Annotated in this window: 19 protein-coding genes; 8 read left to right on the top strand and 11 right to left on the bottom strand. The window is 59.3% G+C overall.

Annotated features, from left to right (window positions below):
* Positions 1 to 199: 199 nt before the first annotated feature.
* A complete protein-coding gene (locus A3C3_RS0125390) occupies positions 200 to 631 on the top strand; it encodes a hypothetical protein (protein ID WP_022717384.1) in 432 nt (143 codons plus the stop codon).
* A 7-nt stretch (positions 632 to 638) separates the two neighbouring features.
* On the opposite strand, the gene A3C3_RS0125385 is transcribed toward A3C3_RS0125390, so the two are convergent.
* The gene (locus tag A3C3_RS0125385; protein ID WP_022717383.1) at positions 639 to 1,280 is read right to left on the bottom strand and encodes a LysE family translocator; all 642 of its coding nucleotides are present in this window, start codon (positions 1,278 to 1,280) and stop codon (positions 639 to 641) included.
* A gap of 130 nt (positions 1,281 to 1,410) precedes the next feature.
* Positions 1,411 to 2,634 (bottom strand): argininosuccinate synthase, encoded by a 1,224-nt coding sequence (locus tag A3C3_RS0125380; RefSeq protein WP_028739979.1) that lies wholly within the window; start codon positions 2,632 to 2,634, stop codon positions 1,411 to 1,413.
* A gap of 176 nt (positions 2,635 to 2,810) precedes the next feature.
* Here A3C3_RS0125380 and A3C3_RS0125375 point away from each other — a divergent pair, with 176 nt between their 5' ends.
* Both A3C3_RS0125375 and A3C3_RS0125370 read left to right on the top strand, forming a co-directional pair.
* Positions 2,811 to 3,665 carry an SDR family NAD(P)-dependent oxidoreductase gene (locus tag A3C3_RS0125375; RefSeq protein WP_028739978.1) on the top strand — a complete coding sequence of 285 codons (855 nt, stop codon included), beginning with the start codon at positions 2,811 to 2,813 and terminating at the stop codon, positions 3,663 to 3,665.
* An 80-nt stretch (positions 3,666 to 3,745) separates the two neighbouring features.
* A complete protein-coding gene (locus tag A3C3_RS0125370) occupies positions 3,746 to 4,387 on the top strand; it encodes a LysE family translocator (protein ID WP_022717380.1) in 642 nt (213 codons plus the stop codon).
* Positions 4,388 to 4,398: 11 nt separating this feature from the next.
* On the opposite strand, the gene A3C3_RS0125365 is transcribed toward A3C3_RS0125370, so the two are convergent.
* The 7 genes from A3C3_RS0125365 to A3C3_RS0125330 all read right to left on the bottom strand — a co-directional run bounded on the left by A3C3_RS0125365 (position 4,399) and on the right by A3C3_RS0125330 (position 10,278).
* The gene (locus tag A3C3_RS0125365) at positions 4,399 to 5,193 is read right to left on the bottom strand and encodes an ABC transporter ATP-binding protein (protein WP_022717379.1); all 795 of its coding nucleotides are present in this window, start codon (positions 5,191 to 5,193) and stop codon (positions 4,399 to 4,401) included.
* Positions 5,190 to 6,071 carry an ABC transporter permease gene (locus A3C3_RS0125360; protein WP_022717378.1) on the bottom strand — a complete coding sequence of 294 codons (882 nt, stop codon included), beginning with the start codon at positions 6,069 to 6,071 and terminating at the stop codon, positions 5,190 to 5,192. The genes A3C3_RS0125365 and A3C3_RS0125360 overlap by 4 nt, the downstream gene beginning before the upstream one ends.
* Before the next feature lie 116 nt (positions 6,072 to 6,187).
* The gene (locus tag A3C3_RS0125355) at positions 6,188 to 7,141 is read right to left on the bottom strand and encodes an ABC transporter substrate-binding protein (protein WP_022717377.1); all 954 of its coding nucleotides are present in this window, start codon (positions 7,139 to 7,141) and stop codon (positions 6,188 to 6,190) included.
* 90 nt (positions 7,142 to 7,231) lie between these two features.
* Positions 7,232 to 8,461, bottom strand: coding sequence for a dual-specificity RNA methyltransferase RlmN (gene rlmN / locus A3C3_RS0125350; RefSeq protein ID WP_022717376.1), 1,230 nt, complete (start codon positions 8,459 to 8,461; stop codon positions 7,232 to 7,234).
* A gap of 227 nt (positions 8,462 to 8,688) precedes the next feature.
* The gene (locus A3C3_RS0125345; protein WP_022717375.1) at positions 8,689 to 9,204 is read right to left on the bottom strand and encodes an invasion associated locus B family protein; all 516 of its coding nucleotides are present in this window, start codon (positions 9,202 to 9,204) and stop codon (positions 8,689 to 8,691) included.
* A gap of 330 nt (positions 9,205 to 9,534) precedes the next feature.
* Complete coding sequence (locus A3C3_RS0125335) at positions 9,535 to 9,924, bottom strand: YkvA family protein (protein ID WP_022717374.1); 390 nt, start codon at positions 9,922 to 9,924, stop codon at positions 9,535 to 9,537.
* A gap of 51 nt (positions 9,925 to 9,975) precedes the next feature.
* Entirely contained in the window at positions 9,976 to 10,278 is a 303-nt protein-coding gene (locus tag A3C3_RS0125330; protein ID WP_028739977.1) for a 4a-hydroxytetrahydrobiopterin dehydratase, read from the bottom strand.
* Positions 10,279 to 10,313: 35 nt separating this feature from the next.
* On the opposite strand from A3C3_RS0125330, the gene A3C3_RS0125325 reads away from it, so the two are divergent.
* Positions 10,314 to 10,808 (top strand): low molecular weight protein-tyrosine-phosphatase, encoded by a 495-nt coding sequence (locus tag A3C3_RS0125325; protein ID WP_028739976.1) that lies wholly within the window; start codon positions 10,314 to 10,316, stop codon positions 10,806 to 10,808.
* Here A3C3_RS0125325 and thpR read toward each other — a convergent pair.
* Both thpR and A3C3_RS0125315 read right to left on the bottom strand, forming a co-directional pair.
* Entirely contained in the window at positions 10,721 to 11,308 is a 588-nt protein-coding gene (gene thpR / locus A3C3_RS0125320; RefSeq protein WP_022717371.1) for an RNA 2',3'-cyclic phosphodiesterase, read from the bottom strand. The genes A3C3_RS0125325 and thpR overlap by 88 nt on opposite strands.
* A 68-nt stretch (positions 11,309 to 11,376) precedes the next feature.
* The gene (locus A3C3_RS0125315) at positions 11,377 to 12,021 is read right to left on the bottom strand and encodes an arylesterase (protein ID WP_022717370.1); all 645 of its coding nucleotides are present in this window, start codon (positions 12,019 to 12,021) and stop codon (positions 11,377 to 11,379) included.
* A gap of 54 nt (positions 12,022 to 12,075) precedes the next feature.
* On the opposite strand from A3C3_RS0125315, the gene A3C3_RS0125310 reads away from it, so the two are divergent.
* The 4 genes from A3C3_RS0125310 (at position 12,076) to A3C3_RS0125295 (ending at position 16,882) form a co-directional block, all read left to right on the top strand.
* Positions 12,076 to 12,783: an ABC transporter ATP-binding protein gene (locus A3C3_RS0125310; RefSeq protein WP_022717369.1), complete on the top strand. Its 708-nt coding sequence runs from the start codon at positions 12,076 to 12,078 to the stop codon at positions 12,781 to 12,783.
* The gene (locus tag A3C3_RS0125305; RefSeq protein WP_022717368.1) at positions 12,780 to 15,314 is read left to right on the top strand and encodes an ABC transporter permease; all 2,535 of its coding nucleotides are present in this window, start codon (positions 12,780 to 12,782) and stop codon (positions 15,312 to 15,314) included. The genes A3C3_RS0125310 and A3C3_RS0125305 overlap by 4 nt, the downstream gene beginning before the upstream one ends.
* A gap of 179 nt (positions 15,315 to 15,493) precedes the next feature.
* Positions 15,494 to 16,222 carry a Bax inhibitor-1/YccA family protein gene (locus A3C3_RS0125300; protein WP_022717367.1) on the top strand — a complete coding sequence of 243 codons (729 nt, stop codon included), beginning with the start codon at positions 15,494 to 15,496 and terminating at the stop codon, positions 16,220 to 16,222.
* Positions 16,223 to 16,324: 102 nt separating this feature from the next.
* Positions 16,325 to 16,882, top strand: a complete 558-nt coding sequence (locus A3C3_RS0125295; protein ID WP_022717366.1) for a GNAT family N-acetyltransferase — start codon at positions 16,325 to 16,327, stop codon at positions 16,880 to 16,882.

Genomic DNA, 16,882 nt, shown 5'->3' with positions numbered 1-16,882 from the left:
TTATGCAGAGGCTGGAAACGGCAATATAGGCAAGGCATCACGGCATTGGTATGCCGCTGGCGAAATTCGCTTTTTCTTGCCCTCGCAAGATTTGACGGGCAAGAATTGATACATAAAAATTAACCGATCGTTAACGATTGACGCGGCTCGCGCGCTGGCGCTAGTTTCAAGCTACTCTTTCCGTAAGGGGACATGCGCCATGGAAATTTTTTCTGTGCGGTCTTCTCAGAGTTTGCTTTTTAAAAACAGTCAGAACAACGCAAAAAGTTCGAAGACCGAAGATATTGGAATCGACGCCGGAGCGGCCGCTTCAGCGATATTCAAGGTCGAAGACAATCGTGTCGAAGGGCCGGATTTCGCTGCCATAAGCCCGAGCGAGCTCCGCAGCCATGCGCGCCAAAGCTACGACAACGGCGGGATCGACCAGGCCACGTTTGCGGCGATTTCCGAGCCGTTGCCGATGCATGCCATTGACGCGCAGGGCAACGTCATCGATCTGACCGGGATCACCGACGGCACGCTATTCAATTTCAGCGACTATTATGAGAACCAGCTGCAAATCGCCATGTCGATCGGCGATTCCGATAGCGTAAAGACGCTGAAATCGATCGTGAATTTCCTGGACGCGTAAGCCGTGGTCAGGCCTTGCGCCATCCAAGCAGCCCGGGCGTTGCGTGCCAGAGTGCTTGGGCTGCAAATCCCATGAAAAGCACGCCGGAGCAGCGCACGATCAGCCGCTCATGCGCGCGGTAGAAACGCCGCACGGCGCCTGCGCCTATAATGGCGACAAGAATGAGATCGGCAGTGACGAAGCCCAGGAAGGATACGCTGAGAAGCAGCGGCAAAGCCTCGAAATCGAGCGCACCGGCCGAACCGGCAACCAATGCCGTGAAGGTCGCAAGCGCCACCGGGTAGCCTTTCGGATTGGTCACGCCGAAAATCAGCCCGCGGCGAAAGGGCCGCTTGACCGTCACCAGTGCCTGCCCGTCGCCTTTCGGCTTCGCCGTTACCGCACTCCATCCGATCCAAGCGAGATAGAAACCGCACAGCAATCCGAGCAGATCGAAGACGAAGGTGCCTATCGTTCTCGCGCCGACGATCGCAACCAGCGCCAGCGCCGACCAGAGAATATCACCGACAAGATGCCCCATCATGAAGAAGGCGCCAGCCTTTCGCCCCTGTCCGGCGCCGATGCCGAGAAGCTGAAGGAACGCAGGGCCTGGAATAAGCACATAAAAGAGAGCCGCCAGAAAGGCGCCGACGAGCAGGGGTTGCGTCATGGGAGAGCTCCGAAGGATCAAATCTGCAGACTATGCTAACCCGGCAATCCGTCAAGCGTCGCAACAACCCATAAAGAAGGGCCTGCACGGCGTTGCCGGCAGGCCTCTTCTCAAGCGTATCGTGACACGCTCAACTCTTGAGGTTGCGCTTGGCGAGTGTGCGCAGGCGCAGTGCGTTCAGCTTGATGAAGCCCGCCGCGTCCTTCTGGTCGTAGGCACCCTGGTCGTCCTCGAAGGTGACCAGCTTGTCGGAATAGAGCGACTTCGGGCTCTCGCGACCGATGACCATGACATTGCCCTTGTAGAGCTTCAGCGTCACTTCGCCTTCGACATGATCCTGGCTCTTGTCGATCAGCGCCTGTAGCATTTCCCGCTCCGGCGAGAACCAGAAGCCATAGTAGATGAGCTCTGCGTAACGCGGCATCATCTCGTCCTTGAGGTGTGCTGCACCGCGGTCGAGCGTGATCGATTCGATCGCGCGATGCGCCGAAAGCAGGATCGTGCCGCCTGGCGTCTCATAGACGCCGCGCGACTTCATGCCGACGAAACGGTTTTCGACGAGGTCCAGACGGCCGATGCCGTTGTCACGGCCATAGCTGTTGAGCGTGGCGAGCAGTGTCGCCGGGCTCATGCGAACGCCGTTGATCGAAACCGCGTCCCCCTTCTCGAAACCGACCTTGATGACGGTTGCCTTGTCGGGCGCGGTTTCCGGAGAGATCGTGCGCATATGCACGTATTCGGGGGCTTCCTGCGCCGGATCCTCAAGAACCTTGCCCTCGGAGGACGAGTGCAGCAGGTTGGCGTCGACGGAGAACGGCGCTTCGCCCTTCTTGTCCTTGGCAACCGGGATCTGGTGCTGTTCGGCAAATGCCAGCAGCTCGGTGCGGCTCTTGAACGCCCAGTCGCGCCACGGCGCGATGATCTTGATATCCGGGTTCAGCGCGTAGGCGGAAAGCTCGAAGCGGACCTGGTCGTTGCCCTTGCCGGTCGCGCCATGGGCGATCGCGTCGGCTCCCGTCTTGCGGGCGATATCGATCAGGTGCTTGGAAATCAGCGGACGGGCGATCGACGTGCCGAGCAGATAGACGCCCTCATAGACAGCATTGGCGCGGAACATCGGGAAGACGAAGTCCTTTACGAACTCTTCGCGCACGTCCTCGACGTAGATTTCCTTGATGCCGAGCATCTCGGCCTTTTTGCGCGCCGGTTCGAGCTCTTCACCTTGCCCAAGGTCGGCCGTGAAAGTCACGACTTCGGCGCCGAGTTCGGTCTGCAGCCACTTCAGGATGATTGAGGTATCGAGACCGCCGGAATAGGCGAGCACGACTTTTTTCACGTCTTTCTTAGATGCCATGATGATGAGGTCCGTTGCATATGGGCGGCAAAGCCCGGTGTCGCGGGCACTTTTAGCGAGATTGTCGCGTGACGCAAGGGCAAGGATTTCCGGGCAGAGCACGCTTGATGTTTGACAGCGCAAAACGCGCACCCATATCTGGCTGCGTCCGAATAATGATTGAGGAGGCCGGTCCCGTGACGAATATCCAGGAGATTCTCAAGAAGCCCAATGTTGCGGTGATCACCGGCGGCGCATCCGGCATCGGCCTTGCGGCGGCAAAGCGCTTCGCCAAGGCGGGCATGAGCGTCGTCATCGCCGATCTCGGCGGCGACCGGCTGGCAACGGCTCGTGGCGAACTCGAAGCCATGGCCGGCCAGGAGCGTGTGATGGCAGTCGAGACGGACGTTTCCGACAAGTCTTCGCTGGAGGCGTTCGAACGAGCTGTCGTTCAACGCTTCGGGCGCGTCCATGTGCTGATGAACAACGCCGGCATCGGTCCGGAAACTTCGATTTTCAGCGCTGAGGCAGACTGGGACCGCGTCCTCGGCGTCAATCTCCTCGGTGTTATCAACGGCACGCGGGTCTTCGGAGCGAACATGCTGGCACATGGCGAGCCGGGGCTCATCATCAACACCGGCTCCAAGCAGGGCATCACGACGCCTCCGGGCAATCCTGCCTACAATGTGTCGAAAGCAGGCGTGAAGGTTTTCACCGAAGCCCTCGAGCACGAACTCCGCAATACCGAAGGCTCGAAGATGTCAGCCCATCTTCTGATCCCGGGCTTTGTCTTCACCGGCCTCACAAAGGGCGACCGTACCGAAAAACCCGCGGGCGCCTGGACACCGGAACAGACCGTCGATTTCATGATCGAAAGCCTGGAGCGCGGCGATTTCTATATCCTCTGCCCGGACAACGACGTCGCCCGCCCCCTTGACGAGCGCCGCATGGCCTGGGCGATCGGCGACATCATCGAAAACCGCCCGCCGCTTTCGCGCTGGCACAAGGATTATGCCGACAGGTTCAAGGCCTTCCTTGAAGAAAAGCGATAGGCGGATCATCAGGATTGATTGGTAATTTTCTGAAACTTGGATAAGAAAACACTAACTCTTATCAGCTTTCAGAAAGTGCCATGGATTTCCTGCCGAGCATTCCGACGCTTCTCGCCTTCGCCGCGGCCAGCCTGCTTCTTGCGGCCACGCCCGGACCGGACATGACGCTCTCGATCAGTCGCGCTCTGTCTCAGGGCAAGAAGCCGGCACTCTACGTCGTCTTGGGCACCAGCCTCGGCATCGTGGTTCATACCATGCTGGTTGCTTTCGGCATCTCGGCGCTGATCACCGCCTCGCCGACTGCCTTCCTGATCCTCAAAACCGGAGGTGCTGCCTATCTTCTTTGGCTGGCTCTTCAAGCGATCCGTTTCGGTTCGAAGCTTTCCGTCGAGCAGGTCAGCGAAGCCAAGGGAACGCCGCTTTCCAATATTTCCGTCGGCTTTTGGGTCAATCTTCTGAACCCCAAAGTCATCATTTTCTTCATGACCTTCCTGCCGCAATTCGTAAGCGCCGGCGATCCGGCGGTCACGCACAAGCTGCTCTTCCTCGGCTTTTTCTTCATCCTCATCGGCATGCCGGTGAACGCCCTTGTGGTTCTCGCTTCCGACTGGCTTGCGGGCTGGCTGCAGAAGAACAGGAAGATCCTGCGGGGGATGGACTACACTTTCGCGGGGGTCTTCTCGATCTTCGCTGTAAAGATATTTCTCACGCAGGCACGCTGATCGCGCCCGCCTCAGCCGATCAGCAGTGCATCATCGTCCAGTGTCTGTCCGCGCATCTTGCGGAACATCGCGATCAGGTCTTCGACTTGCAGATCCTTGCGACTGTCGCCGCTGACGTCCAGCACGATTTCGCCGCCATGCAGCATGACCGTGCGGTGTCCGTAGTCCAGCGCCTGGCGCATGGAGTGGGTCACCATCAGCGTGGTCAGCTTGCGCTCCGAGACGATCTTGTCCGTGAGGCCCATGACGAATTCCGCCATGCCTGGATCAAGTGCGGCCGTATGTTCGTCGAGCAGCAAGACTTCCGAGCCTGCCAGCGTCGCCATGACCAGGGAAACCGCCTGCCGCTGGCCTCCGGAAAGCAGATCCATGCGATCAGCCATACGATTGTCGAGACCGAGGTTCAGTTCGCTGATCCGGTCGCGGAAATGATCGCGGCGCTTGGGGCCGAGGGCCGCCACCAATCCGCGCCGCTCGCCGCGCCGAGCGGCAAGAGCAAGGTTCTCCTCAATCGAGAGGGAGCCGCAGCTTCCCGTCAGAGGATCCTGAAAGACGCGTGCGACAAGCCCCGCCCGCGCGGCGGTCTGCTTGCGCGTCACGTCGATATCGCCGATCAGCACCTTCCCCTCGCTTGCCAGAACGTCGCCGGCGAGAACGCCGAGCAGCGTCGATTTGCCCGCGCCGTTGGAGCCGATGACGGTCACGAAGGAGCCCTGCTCGATGGTCAGGCTGACGCCGTTTAGCGCCCGCTTCTCCAGCGGCGTGCCCTTCCCGAAAACGACCTTGATATCCTTGACGCTGATCATGATGGGGCTCCTCCGCGGCGAAGACGGGGAAGAATGAGCGCGATGGTCACGAGAACCGCCGTCACGAAATTGAGGTCCGAGGCTTGAAGGCCGATCATGTCGGTGGAAAGCGCCAGTTGAATGGCTATGCGGTAGATGATCGAGCCGAAGACACAGCCGATGAGCGCAATCAACAGCCCGCGGCGGCCCAGCAGCGTTTCACCAATGATCACGGCGGCAAGGCCGACCACGATGGTACCGACACCGGACGTCACATCGGCAAAACCGTTCGTCTGCGCAAAGAGCGCGCCGCCGAGCGCGACAAGAGCATTCGACATCGCCATGCCAAGGTAGATCTGCCTGCTGGTGTCGACGCCTTGCGCCCGCGCCATCCGCGCATTGGCACCTGTTGCCCGCATTGCAAGCCCGGCATCGCTTTCGAGGAAGCGCCAGACCACGATCAACGCGATGGCGACGAGGACGCCGACAAAGAGCGGCCGGACGTAGAAGTCGCGAAGGCCATGACCGAAGAACGGACTGATCATCGTATCGGCATTGATCAACGCGACATTGGGTTTGCCCATGACGCGGAGATTGACCGAAAAGAGCGCAATCATGGTGAGGATCGAGGCAAGCAGGTTGAGAATCCGAAAGCGCACGTTGAGGAGCGCCGTCACTACGCCCGCCGCAGCACCGGCGATCATCGCAACAGCCGCTGCCAGCCAAGGATTGACGCCGGCAATGATCAGGACCGCTGTCACCGCCGCGCCGAGGGGAAAGGAGCCATCCACTGTCAAATCGGGGAAATCGAGGACGCGGAAGGCGAGATAAACGCCAAGAGCAACGAAGGCGTAGACAAGCCCAAGCTCCACGGCACCCCAAAATGCGATCTGACTCAAGGCGGTCGACCCTCTTCGTTTTGCCCGTCAATCGTAAGGGCATGAATATCATCTGCCGCTCCCGTTTAGAAACAGGAGCGGCTGAGCGCAAGATCGATAATAGCGAAAGCTGGTCGTTATTCGATGACGCGATTGGCGCGTTTGAGAACGCTTTCCGGCAGCTTAACGCCCATCTTCTGAGCCGCGGCATTGTTGATGATGAGATCGCTGCCGGCGGCAACCTTGACCGGAATATCACCCGGATTTTCGCCCTTCAGGACACGAACCACGACATCGCCGGTCTGCTTTCCAACGTCGTAATAGTTGAAACCGAGCGCTGCGATCGAGCCGCGTGAGACGGAATCAGTATCCGCCGTAAAGAGCGGCAGCTTGCTTTCTTCGGCGACGGCTACAGCACCCTCCAACGCCGAGATGATCGTGTTGTCGGTCGGGACGTAGATTGCATCGGCACGGCCGACCAGCGCGCGCGCAGCACCCTGGACTTCCGCAGACTTCGTCGCTGCGGACTCAACAACGCTCATACCGGCCTTCTCCGCCTCAGCCTTCAGGACCGCAAGCAACGACACGGAATTGGCTTCCCCGGAGTTATAAAGGTAACCGATCGTCTTGGCGGCAGGCAGGATCTCCTTGATCAGCGCAACATGTTCGGCAACCGGCGACATATCGGAAAGGCCGGTGACGTTGCCGCCGGGCTTGTCCATATCCTTGACGAGCTGGGCGCCGAGCGGATCGGAAACGGCAGTGAAGACCACTGGAATGTCGCGGGTCGCGGAAACCACAGCCTGCGCCGACGGCGTGGAGATCGGCACGATGACGTTCGGATCCTCGCCTGCGAACTGGCGGGCGATCTGCGCTGCGGTGGCAGGATTTCCCTGTGCGGACTCAAAGAGGAACGTGAGATTCTCACCTTCCTTGTAGCCTGCCGCGGCAAGCGTATCCTGGACGCCCTTGCGCACGGCATCGAGCGCCGGGTGCTCGACGATGGCCGTCACAGCGACCGTGACGCCGTCAGCCTTGGCAGGCAAAGTAAGGGCAAGAACCGCCGCGACGGCGAGCGACATCAAACGCATGAGAGTCCTCCATCGGTAATGAGAGGCTTCTAGGAAACCCCGGCGCCGCAATCAATCGCAAAGAACTGCTGCAAGGATCAAACTTGCTGATCAGTCGTCCACGCCGTGATTGGCGATCATCATCGCCTCGAATGCCAGGCGTTCGGTCTTGCGCATGCGCTCGGATTCCGATTTCAGCTGGCCGCAAGCGGCGAGAATGTCACGGCCGCGTGGCGTACGGATTGGCGAGGCGTAACCTGCCGAATTGATGAAATCGGCAAACTTCTCGATCTGCGCCCAGTCAGAACACTGGTAGTTCGTGCCAGGCCAGGGGTTGAACGGGATCAGGTTGATCTTGGCAGGCACGCCTTTGAGGAGCTGGATCAGCCCCTTGGCATCTTCCAGGCTGTCGTTGACGTCCTTCAGCATCACATATTCGAAGGTGATGCGGCGTGCATTCGAAAGCCCTGGATAGGCCCGGCAAGCCTCGATCAGCTCCTTCAGCGGATACTTCTTGTTGATCGGCACGAGAATGTCCCGCAGATCGTCGCGCACGGCATGCAGCGAGATCGCCAGCATGACGCCGATCTCTTCTCCAGTGCGGAATATCTCGGGCACGACGCCGGATGTGGAAAGCGTGACGCGACGCTTCGACAGCGAAAGCCCGTCGCCATCCGTGGCGATCAGCAGTGCCTGCTTGACCGCATCGAAATTGTAGAGCGGCTCGCCCATTCCCATCATGACGATGTTGCTCACCTTGCGGCCTTCCGACGGCACCATTGCGCCGAGCGGAATATCGCGGTCCGGGAAATCGCCAAGCCGGTCGCGGGCAAGCAGGAGCTGCGAGAGGATTTCTTCCGCCGTCAGGTTGCGCACCAGCCGCTGCGTACCGGTATGACAGAAGGAACAGGTGAGCGAACAGCCGACCTGGCTGGAGATGCAGAGCGTGCCACGACCTTCTTCCGGGATATAGACGGTTTCAACTTCGACGGGACGGCCGGCGCCGCGCGGCGGAAAGCGCAGCAGCCACTTGCGGGTGCCGTCATTGGACACTTGCTCTTCGACAATCTCCGGGCGTGCAATGGTGAAATGCTGCTTCAGCATCTCTCGCATGTCCTTGGCGATATTCACCATCTGATCGAAATCGGAGATGCCGCGCACATAAATCCAGTTCCAGAGCTGGCTGACGCGCATCTTCACCTGTTTGTCGGCAACGCCTCTCTCGCGAAGAGCATTGCCCATTTCCTCGCGGCTCAGGCCTATCAGCGAGGGCTTCGGCGAAAGCTCTGTGCGCGGCTGCCCGGCAGGCTTGGTAATGGTCACGGCATCCATGACGGACATGGTCTCTTATCCCGAAATCAAACTGCGCTCATCCCGGTAAGCTTGAAGACTTGGCGGGCGGCATCGGCAGTTGGCAGAAAATTGAATGACGGAGCAGCAGCATATGCCGCGATCTTTCCGCAGTTGCGCGCGGCTTTATCATCATTTTCGCCGCGCGTCACTATAGATGGAAACGGCAAAGGCCGGCGCAAGGCCGGCCTTTGAACTTCAAGACAGAGCAAGGTGGCTTACTTGCAGGTTTCGATCTGCTTCAGCGAAGCGGAGATACCGGAGAGCGAGTAGCTGTAGGATGTGGCAGTGCCTCGGCGAGACGTCGCATTGACCGTCATCGACTTGCCGCCCTTCATGGCTGCCACAAGCGCGGGCTCCTGCGCCGCGTTCTCGACCCAGCCGGCTTTATCCTTGGTGAACATGACAAAGCTCTTGTTGTCGATGACGACTTCGATCTTCGAACCGTCCTTGACCGTGTAGCCCATCATCGCCTGCGGCTCGTAGGAGATGTTCTGGCCAGGACGCTGCGAGACGATGAAGAAGTTGTCGCCGTGGTCAATGCCAGCCGGCTTCTTTTCGGTCGGCACGGACAGCACATAGCAAACATTGCCGTTGCCCTGCTTGTAGGAATAGGCGCCCCAGGCCTGGAATTGCTGGATGCGCGTCGGCGCAGCAGCAGTCTGCTGTGCTCCTGCAGCTCCGGCCGTGATGAGAACGAGTGCGAGAGCGGATACGATACTTTTTACAAACATGGATTTCCTGCCGGTTCTTGCGATTCAGCGCCCTGTCGGAGCGAGCGGCGTCTTCGTCACGATCTGCTTTATTTTGACTTAATTCAGGTTACCAAAGCGTCAACGGAGCCTGCGAATTGTCTCCACGTGTGTCATTCCGGCCTGAGTGTCAACGTATAACGCGATTGCGCCCCGCGACGATATTGTGCCCTGATGGCATGATGCCATCCCTTCGAGGAGATTTAAGACATAAAGATTCAGGCAAGAGTTTGACCTTCCAAAATTCCGTTGCAGGGCCATTAAGACGTTGGAAATCCGTCAAAGAATTGCCTGAGCACAAGCCAAAACGGCCTAGATCGTTTTCATGCCTTCCGGCCGATCGGCAAGCGCGCGATCCGCCGCCTCGTAGTGCTTGGCTTTCATATGGCTGTTGACCATCGCGAAAGCCGCCGAAAGCACCGCAATATCGTCCGAAAAGCCGATCAGCATAAAGATGTCCGGGACCATGTCGAAAGGCAGGATGAAATAGGCAAGAGCCGCAAGCAGGATGCCACGTACGCGCGTCGGCGTTTCCGGATCGAGCGCGCAATAGAAGCCTGCGACAAGATCCCGTGAAAACGGAATCTGCCGCACCGCCCGCTTGAAGGTCGGCCAGAACTTTTTCCGCACAGCCTTCTCCCGCCGGCTCTGGGTATCTTCGTCCCCGGGCAGCAGGATTTCACCGAATTTGACCTCGTCCATTCCCGTTTTCCCTTTGGTGCATGCGAAGATATGGTGATGGCTTTAACAGATTCAATCAATCTGCCCTGCGGCCTTGTCCATCGCCTTGGCAAGCTTGAAGTCGAGTTCGGTCAATCCACCCGCATCATGGGTGTTCAGCTTCACCTCGACCCTGGAATAGACATTGAACCATTCCGGATGGTGGTTGAGCTTTTCTGCCACAAGCGCCGCCTTGGCCATGAAGCCGAAGGCTTCGACGAAGCTTTCGAATTTGAAGGTTTTCGAGATCGATGCCCAACCATCATCCAAAGACCAACCCGCCAATCCGGCAAGCTGGCTGTCGATCGCGCTCCGTTCCAGTTTCTCCTGTTTCATGTCATCGTGCTCCATCTCTTCAGTCAGGTCTCTTCGTGAAACGCGTCAGCATTCTCTTTGTTTGCATGGGCAATATCTGCCGCTCTCCGCTCGCCGAAGGCCTTTTCGCCCATATTGCAAGGGAGAGCGGTCTTGCCGATCGGTTCAAGATTGACTCAGCAGGGACCGGCGCCTGGCATCAAGGCAAACAGCCTGATAGACGCTCGATCGCAATCGCACGAGCCCACGGCATTGACATTACAGGGCAACGTGTCCGCCGTGTCCGCCTTGAGGATTTCGAAGAATTCGATCTTTTCCTCGCAATGGACCGCGCCAATATTGCCGAGCTACGCGCGATGGCGCCGGGCGCAGGCAACATAATGCTTTTCGGCGATGCCGCGCTTCAGACTGGCGAAGATATTCCGGACCCCTATTTTGGTGGCCCGGAAGGCTTCGAACTGATCTATACGAGGCTTTTGACCGGCTGCATTGCACTGGTGCTCGGCGCCGACCAGGCCTCGCTCAGCGGGAACACTTCTTCCGTCAGATAGGGCCCGCCGCCGACCGATTCGCGTGAAGAAAGCAGCACGAAGCGTGGAACGGTGAAGGATGACGTCTGGAAATTGCCTCGACTGGAAAGGTAGTGGACGACGTCATCGACGCGCGAGGACTTCATACGCGCCAGCGTCACATGCGGGGTAAATTTTCGGGGATCCGGCGGCAGGCCGATCCGCTGGCAGATGCGCTCGATTTCAGCCTGTAGCGCATACATTTCCGGCGAGGGCGAAACGCCTGCCCAGACGGAATGCGGCTTCTTCGAGCCGAAAGAGCCGATGCCGTCAAGGCGTATCTGAAATTCGGGCCGATCGATCCGGTCCAGGCGCTCAACGATTTCGTCAGCAGTGCGTCCATCGACATCGCCGATGAAGCGCAGCGTGATGTGGTAATTTTCCACATCGATCCATCTTGCACCGGGAAGACCACCGCGCAGCAATGAAAGGCTCATCGCCGCATTGCGCGGAATTTCGAGGGCGGTAAACAGTCTCGGCATGACGAGCACTCCCCGAATCTTTTGCAGGTGCTCACACGGAATCACGCATTCGAGACCCGCGCAAGCCCCTATTTCTTCACAGTAGAAATCGTCCCGATGAATTCCGTGACAGCCGGTTCCATCTTCTGAACCATGACATCGATGCCCTTCGCGTTCGGATGCATTCCATCGTCCAGCTTCAGACTGGTGTCCATCACGACGCCGTCAAGGAAAAAAGGGTAAAGGGGAACCTGATGTTTTTCCGCTAGTTTTTGGTAGATTGGATTGAAACGCGCGGCATAATCCCCACCCATGTTCGGCGGCGCCATCATGCCCACGAGCAGCACGGCGATGCCGCGACCCTTTAGCCGGGCAATCATCGTGTCCAAGTTCTTTTCGCTCTCTTCCGGGGCAATACCGCGCAACGCGTCGTTGGCGCCAAGCTCCAAGATGACGCCGTTGGTGCCATCGGGGACCGACCAATCGATTCGCGCCAGCCCACCGGTCGTCGTGTCCCCGGAAACGCCGGCATTGGCAATCGAAACATCGACGCCTTTGGCTTTCAAGGCCGCTTGCAGCTTCTCCGGAAAGCCGTCGCCGGGCGGCAATTGGTAGCCTGCCATCAGGCTGTCGCCGAAACCGACAAGGTTGATCGTCGCAGCATTGGCACTCGTCCCGAAAATCAACGAAGCGGCAATGACAGCGATGTGAAGCACGGCAACTTTAAATCTCATGCTGCTTTCCCTAGATTGGCAAAGTCTTTGCAATTCATATAGGGCGATTTTCTGTTGGCAAAAACCATCATCGAGCTCAAGCAGGCAGATTTGACGCTGGGCAACGCGGCAGCCTCCGTTCATGTCTTGAAGGGCATCGATCTTTCGGTCGCCGCCGGAGAGTCGGTCGGCATCGTCGGTCCGTCCGGCTCGGGAAAGTCCACGCTGCTGATGGTCCTCGCCGGCCTTGAGAGGCTCGATAGCGGCGAGATCAATATAAACGACACGCCGTTGCACGCTCTCAGCGAAGATCAGGTCGCCGATTTCCGTGGCCGCAATATCGGCATCGTCTTCCAGTCGTTCCATCTGATTGCCAATATGACGGCACTTGAAAACGTCGCAGTCCCGCTTGAACTCGCAAACGTGCCAAACCCCTTCGACATCGCCCGTCGCGAGTTGAAATCGGTCGGGCTTGGCGAGCGGCTGAGCCACTACCCGGGCCAGCTTTCGGGCGGCGAACAGCAGCGTGTCGCCATCGCGCGCGCTCTTGCGCCATCGCCAGCCCTGCTCATCGCCGACGAACCGACCGGTAATCTCGACACCGATACCGGCCGCCAGATCGCCGATCTGCTCTTTTCCAAGCAGGCCGAACGCGGCATGACACTGCTACTCGTCACGCATGACGTCGCGCTTGCCAATCGCTGCTCGCGGCAGATCAAAGTCCGCTCCGGCAAGATCGAAGGCGATAGCGCGGCGCGCCATTCCGAAGCGGCCATAGCATGAAGCTTGTCGCCCCGCGCACTGCGCTTGCCTTTAGCCTTGCCCTTCGCGAGCTCCGCGGCGGTTTCAGGGGCTTTTACATCTTCCTTGCCTGCATCGCACTCGGCACCGGCGCGATCGCCGCCGTCAATTCCATCTCGCAGTCGATTACCGACTCGATCGCCTCCCAGGGCCAGGAACTGCTCGCCGGTGACGTCCGCTTCGAGCTGAACAACCGTGAAGCAACCCAGCCGGAGATGAATTTCCTGCGGGGCCTCGGCCAGGTTTCCATCTCAGCCGGTCTTCGATCCATGGCACGAAAGCCAGACGGGTCGGATCAAGCGCTCGTTGAGGTCAAGTCGGTGGATGATACCTATCCGCTCTATGGCAAATTCGCGGCCGAACCGGATTACCCCCTTTCGGCTCTGCTTTCCGATCAGAACGGAACCTATGGCGCCGTTGCAGCACCTCTCCTGCTGGAGCGCCTCGGTCTTGCAGTCGGCGACGAGATACTGCTCGGCAATGCCACCCTCAGCATCACAGGTCAGGTGAAGACCGAGCCGGATGCGCTTTCAGAAGGTTTCGGATTTGCGCCGCGGCTGGTCGTCAGCCGCCAGGCCCTGGTTGCTTCCGGACTCATCCAGACCGGCAGCCTAGTCGAGCATGTCTACAAGGTTAAGCTCGATGCCCCCTCCGAGCGCGGGAGCGTGCGCGACCGCGCCACCCGGGAGTTCCCAGCGGCGGGCTGGTCGATCCGAACGAGCGACCGCGCGGCTCCGTCTCTCACCGAAAATATTACCCGCTTCTCGCAATTCCTCACGCTCGTCGGCCTCACCGCACTCATCGTCGGCGGTGTCGGCGTCGCCAACGCCGTAAGGGCGTTTCTGGATGCGAAGCGCACGACGATCGCGACGTTCAAATGCCTGGGGGCGCCTGCAGCCGTCGTCGTCCTCGTTTATCTCTTCCAGATTGCGATCATCGCATCGGCCGGCATCCTGTTCGGCCTCGTCATCGGCGCCTTGTCGCCAATGCAATTCCTGGCACAATTCCTGCCGGTTTCCACCGAACCGACGATCTATCCAGACGCGCTGCTGCTGGCTGCGCTCTTCGGCATCCTGACGACGCTCGCCTTCGCGATCATGCCGCTCGGCCATGCCCGGGAAGTGCCTGCAACTGCGCTCTTCCGCGAACAGGGTTTCGAGGCACGCCGCCTGCCCTCGTTGCCTTATATTTTGCTTGCCGCGCTCTTCATGGCTGGGCTTGCCGGTCTTGCGATCGTGACCGCCTATGACCGATACATCGCCGTCATCTTCGTCGGCGCGATTGTCTTTGCCTTCGTCATCTTGCGCGCCGTTGCAGCACTGATCGCCTGGCTCGCCAAGCGCAGCCCGCGTGTCAATTCACCAGCGCTCAGGCTTGCAATCGGTAATATCCATCGCCCTGGCGCACTGACGCCGTCCGTCGTCCTCTCGCTCGGCCTCGGCCTCGCGCTATTGGTCACCTTGACGCTCATCGACGGCAACCTGCGCCGGCAATTGACCGGCCGCATGGCAAACGGCGCACCGAATTTCTTCTTCGTGGACATTCAGAGCGCCGAGGTCGAAAACTTCCGCAACCTGATCAGCCGGCAGGCGCCGGAAGGCAAGCTGGTGGAAGTGCCGATGCTGCGCGGCCGCATTCTGGCGCTGAATGGCAAGGACGTGACCAAGATCCAGGTGCCGCCCGGCGGCCAATGGGTGCTGCGCGGCGACCGCGGCATCACCTATTCCGAGACGATGCCGGAAAACGCCTCGCTGACAGAGGGAAACTGGTGGCCCCAGGACTACAGCGGCGAACCGCTTGTCTCCTTCTCCTCGGAAGAAGCCAGGGAACTCGGCCTCAAAATCGGCGATACCGTCACCGTAAACGTGCTCGGCCGTAACCTGACGGCGAGGATCGCAAATCTGCGGAAGGTCGAGTGGGAATCGCTATCGATCAATTTCGTCATGGTCTTCTCGCCGAATACCTTCCGCGGCGCTCCGCATGCATGGCTGGCAACGCTTACCGATCCCTCGGCGACGCCAGCCATGGAAGCGGCTATCCTGAAATCCGTGACCAATACGTACCCGACGATCACCAGCGTCCGCGTCAAGGACGCAATCGATATTGTCAACACGCTCGTCGCGCAGCTCGCAACTGCAATCCGTGCTGCCGCCTCCGTTGCGCTCATCTCCTCCGTTCTGGTGCTTGCCGGCGCGCTTGCCGCCGGCAACCGGGCCCGAACGCACGACGCCGTCGTCCTGAAGACGCTTGGCGCGACGCGGGCGATGCTCATCCGCGCCTTCAGCTACGAATATCTGATCCTGGGGGTTGCAACAGCGGTCTTTGCATTGATCGCCGGCGGAGCTGCGGCCTGGTTCATCGTCAGCCGCATCATGCGGATGCCTTCGACCTTCCTGCCGGATGTCGCCGGCCTCACGCTGGTCACCGCCCTTGTCCTGACAGTCGGCATCGGGCTCACCGGCACCTGGCGCATTCTCGGCCAGAAAGCAGCACCCGTTTTGCGCGAACTATGAATCGGCGGCTGATAAAGTCCCTTCACCTTACGGCGATTTAACCCGATCGCGGGTTGCAAGGGCCTTGTTTGCAAAAGGCGAAAGGCTCATATTACCGGTAGGCATGCTGGAGCTCCGCAGCGGCGCCCGGGTCGTATAGCCCGACACCGTATTCCCATCGGAGCTTTTAAGAGGAAACTATGGCTGACCTTCGTAACTACCAAAGCCGCGCACAAACTGGCGAGATGATCGATCAGGGCCTGCGCTCCTATATGCTCAAGGTCTACAACCTGATGGCGCTGGGTCTGGCGATCACGGGTGTAGCGGCATTTCTGTCATTCCAGCTCGCTTTTGCCGATGGTCAATTGACCGCCTTCGGCCAGGCGATCTATGTGAGCCCGCTGAAGTGGGTCGTGATCTTCGCTCCGCTGGCTCTGGTGTTTTTCTTAAGCTTCCGGATCGGCCGCATGAGCGTTTCCGCAGCGCAGACGACCTTCTGGGTCTATGCCGCGCTGGTCGGATTGTCGCTCTCGTCGCTTTTGCTGATCTACACGGGCGAGAGCGTCGTTCAGACGTTCTTCATCACGGCAGCCTCCTTCGGCGCACTGTCGCTCTACGGCTACTCGACAAAACGTGACCTGTCGGCGATGGGCTCGTTCCTGATCATGGGCCTCTTCGGCCTGATCATCGCTTCGCTCGTCAACATTTTCCTGGCCTCCTCCGCGATGCAATTCGCGATCTCGGTGATCGGCGTCCTGATCTTCGCAGGCCTTACCGCCTACGATACGCAGCGAATCAAGGAAATGTACTTCGAAGCCGATGACGTTGCCGTCGCCGGCCGGAAGGCGATCATCGGCGCGCTGACGCTCTATCTCGACTTCATCAACCTCTTCATGTTCCTGTTGCAGTTCCTCGGCAACCGCAGGTAAGTGGACAGCATCACCGAAAAGGCGGCTCCGGCCGCCTTTTTTATTTGCACGTCAAGCGATGGAATGTTTTCTAAAGGCATTCTTCAATGACCGGCCGATCCCATGCCTTTCTCCCTTCGTGACGCCACTCCTTCCGACCTTTCCGCAATCGCGGAAATCTATCGCGAATCAGTCCTCAACGGCGTCGCGAGCTACGAGATCATCCCGCCTTCGGAATCCGAAATGGCCTCTCGCTTCTCCGCGAATACCAGTCTTGGGTATCCCTATATCGCGGCGGTTGACGAGAATGGAGCGCTGCTCGGCTATGCTTATGCTTCCGCCTTCCGCACCCGGCCTGCCTATCGCTGGATCGTGGAGGATTCTATCTATCTCGCGCCTGCAGCACGCGGCCTTGGCATTGGCCGGGCACTGCTAACAGCGCTGATTTCACGCTGCACCGAACTCGGCTTCCGCCAGATGGTAGCCATCGTCGGCGGCGCCCATCCGGCTTCGATCGCGCTTCATCGCGCATTGGGTTTCGAAGAGACCGGCCTGCTGAAGGGTACCGGCTACAAACACGGCCGCTGGCTGGACACGATGATCATGCAGCGTCCGCTCGGCGATGGCAAAGACAGCGATCCTAATCCGTCGGTCTATCCAGGTACGCTGTTTGAGGGCTGA

The sequence above is a fragment of the Rhizobium mongolense USDA 1844 genome, assembly GCF_000419765.1.
In the GTDB taxonomy this organism is placed as follows: domain Bacteria; phylum Pseudomonadota; class Alphaproteobacteria; order Rhizobiales; family Rhizobiaceae; genus Rhizobium; species Rhizobium mongolense.
This window is presented reverse-complemented; position numbering and strand designations above follow the sequence as displayed.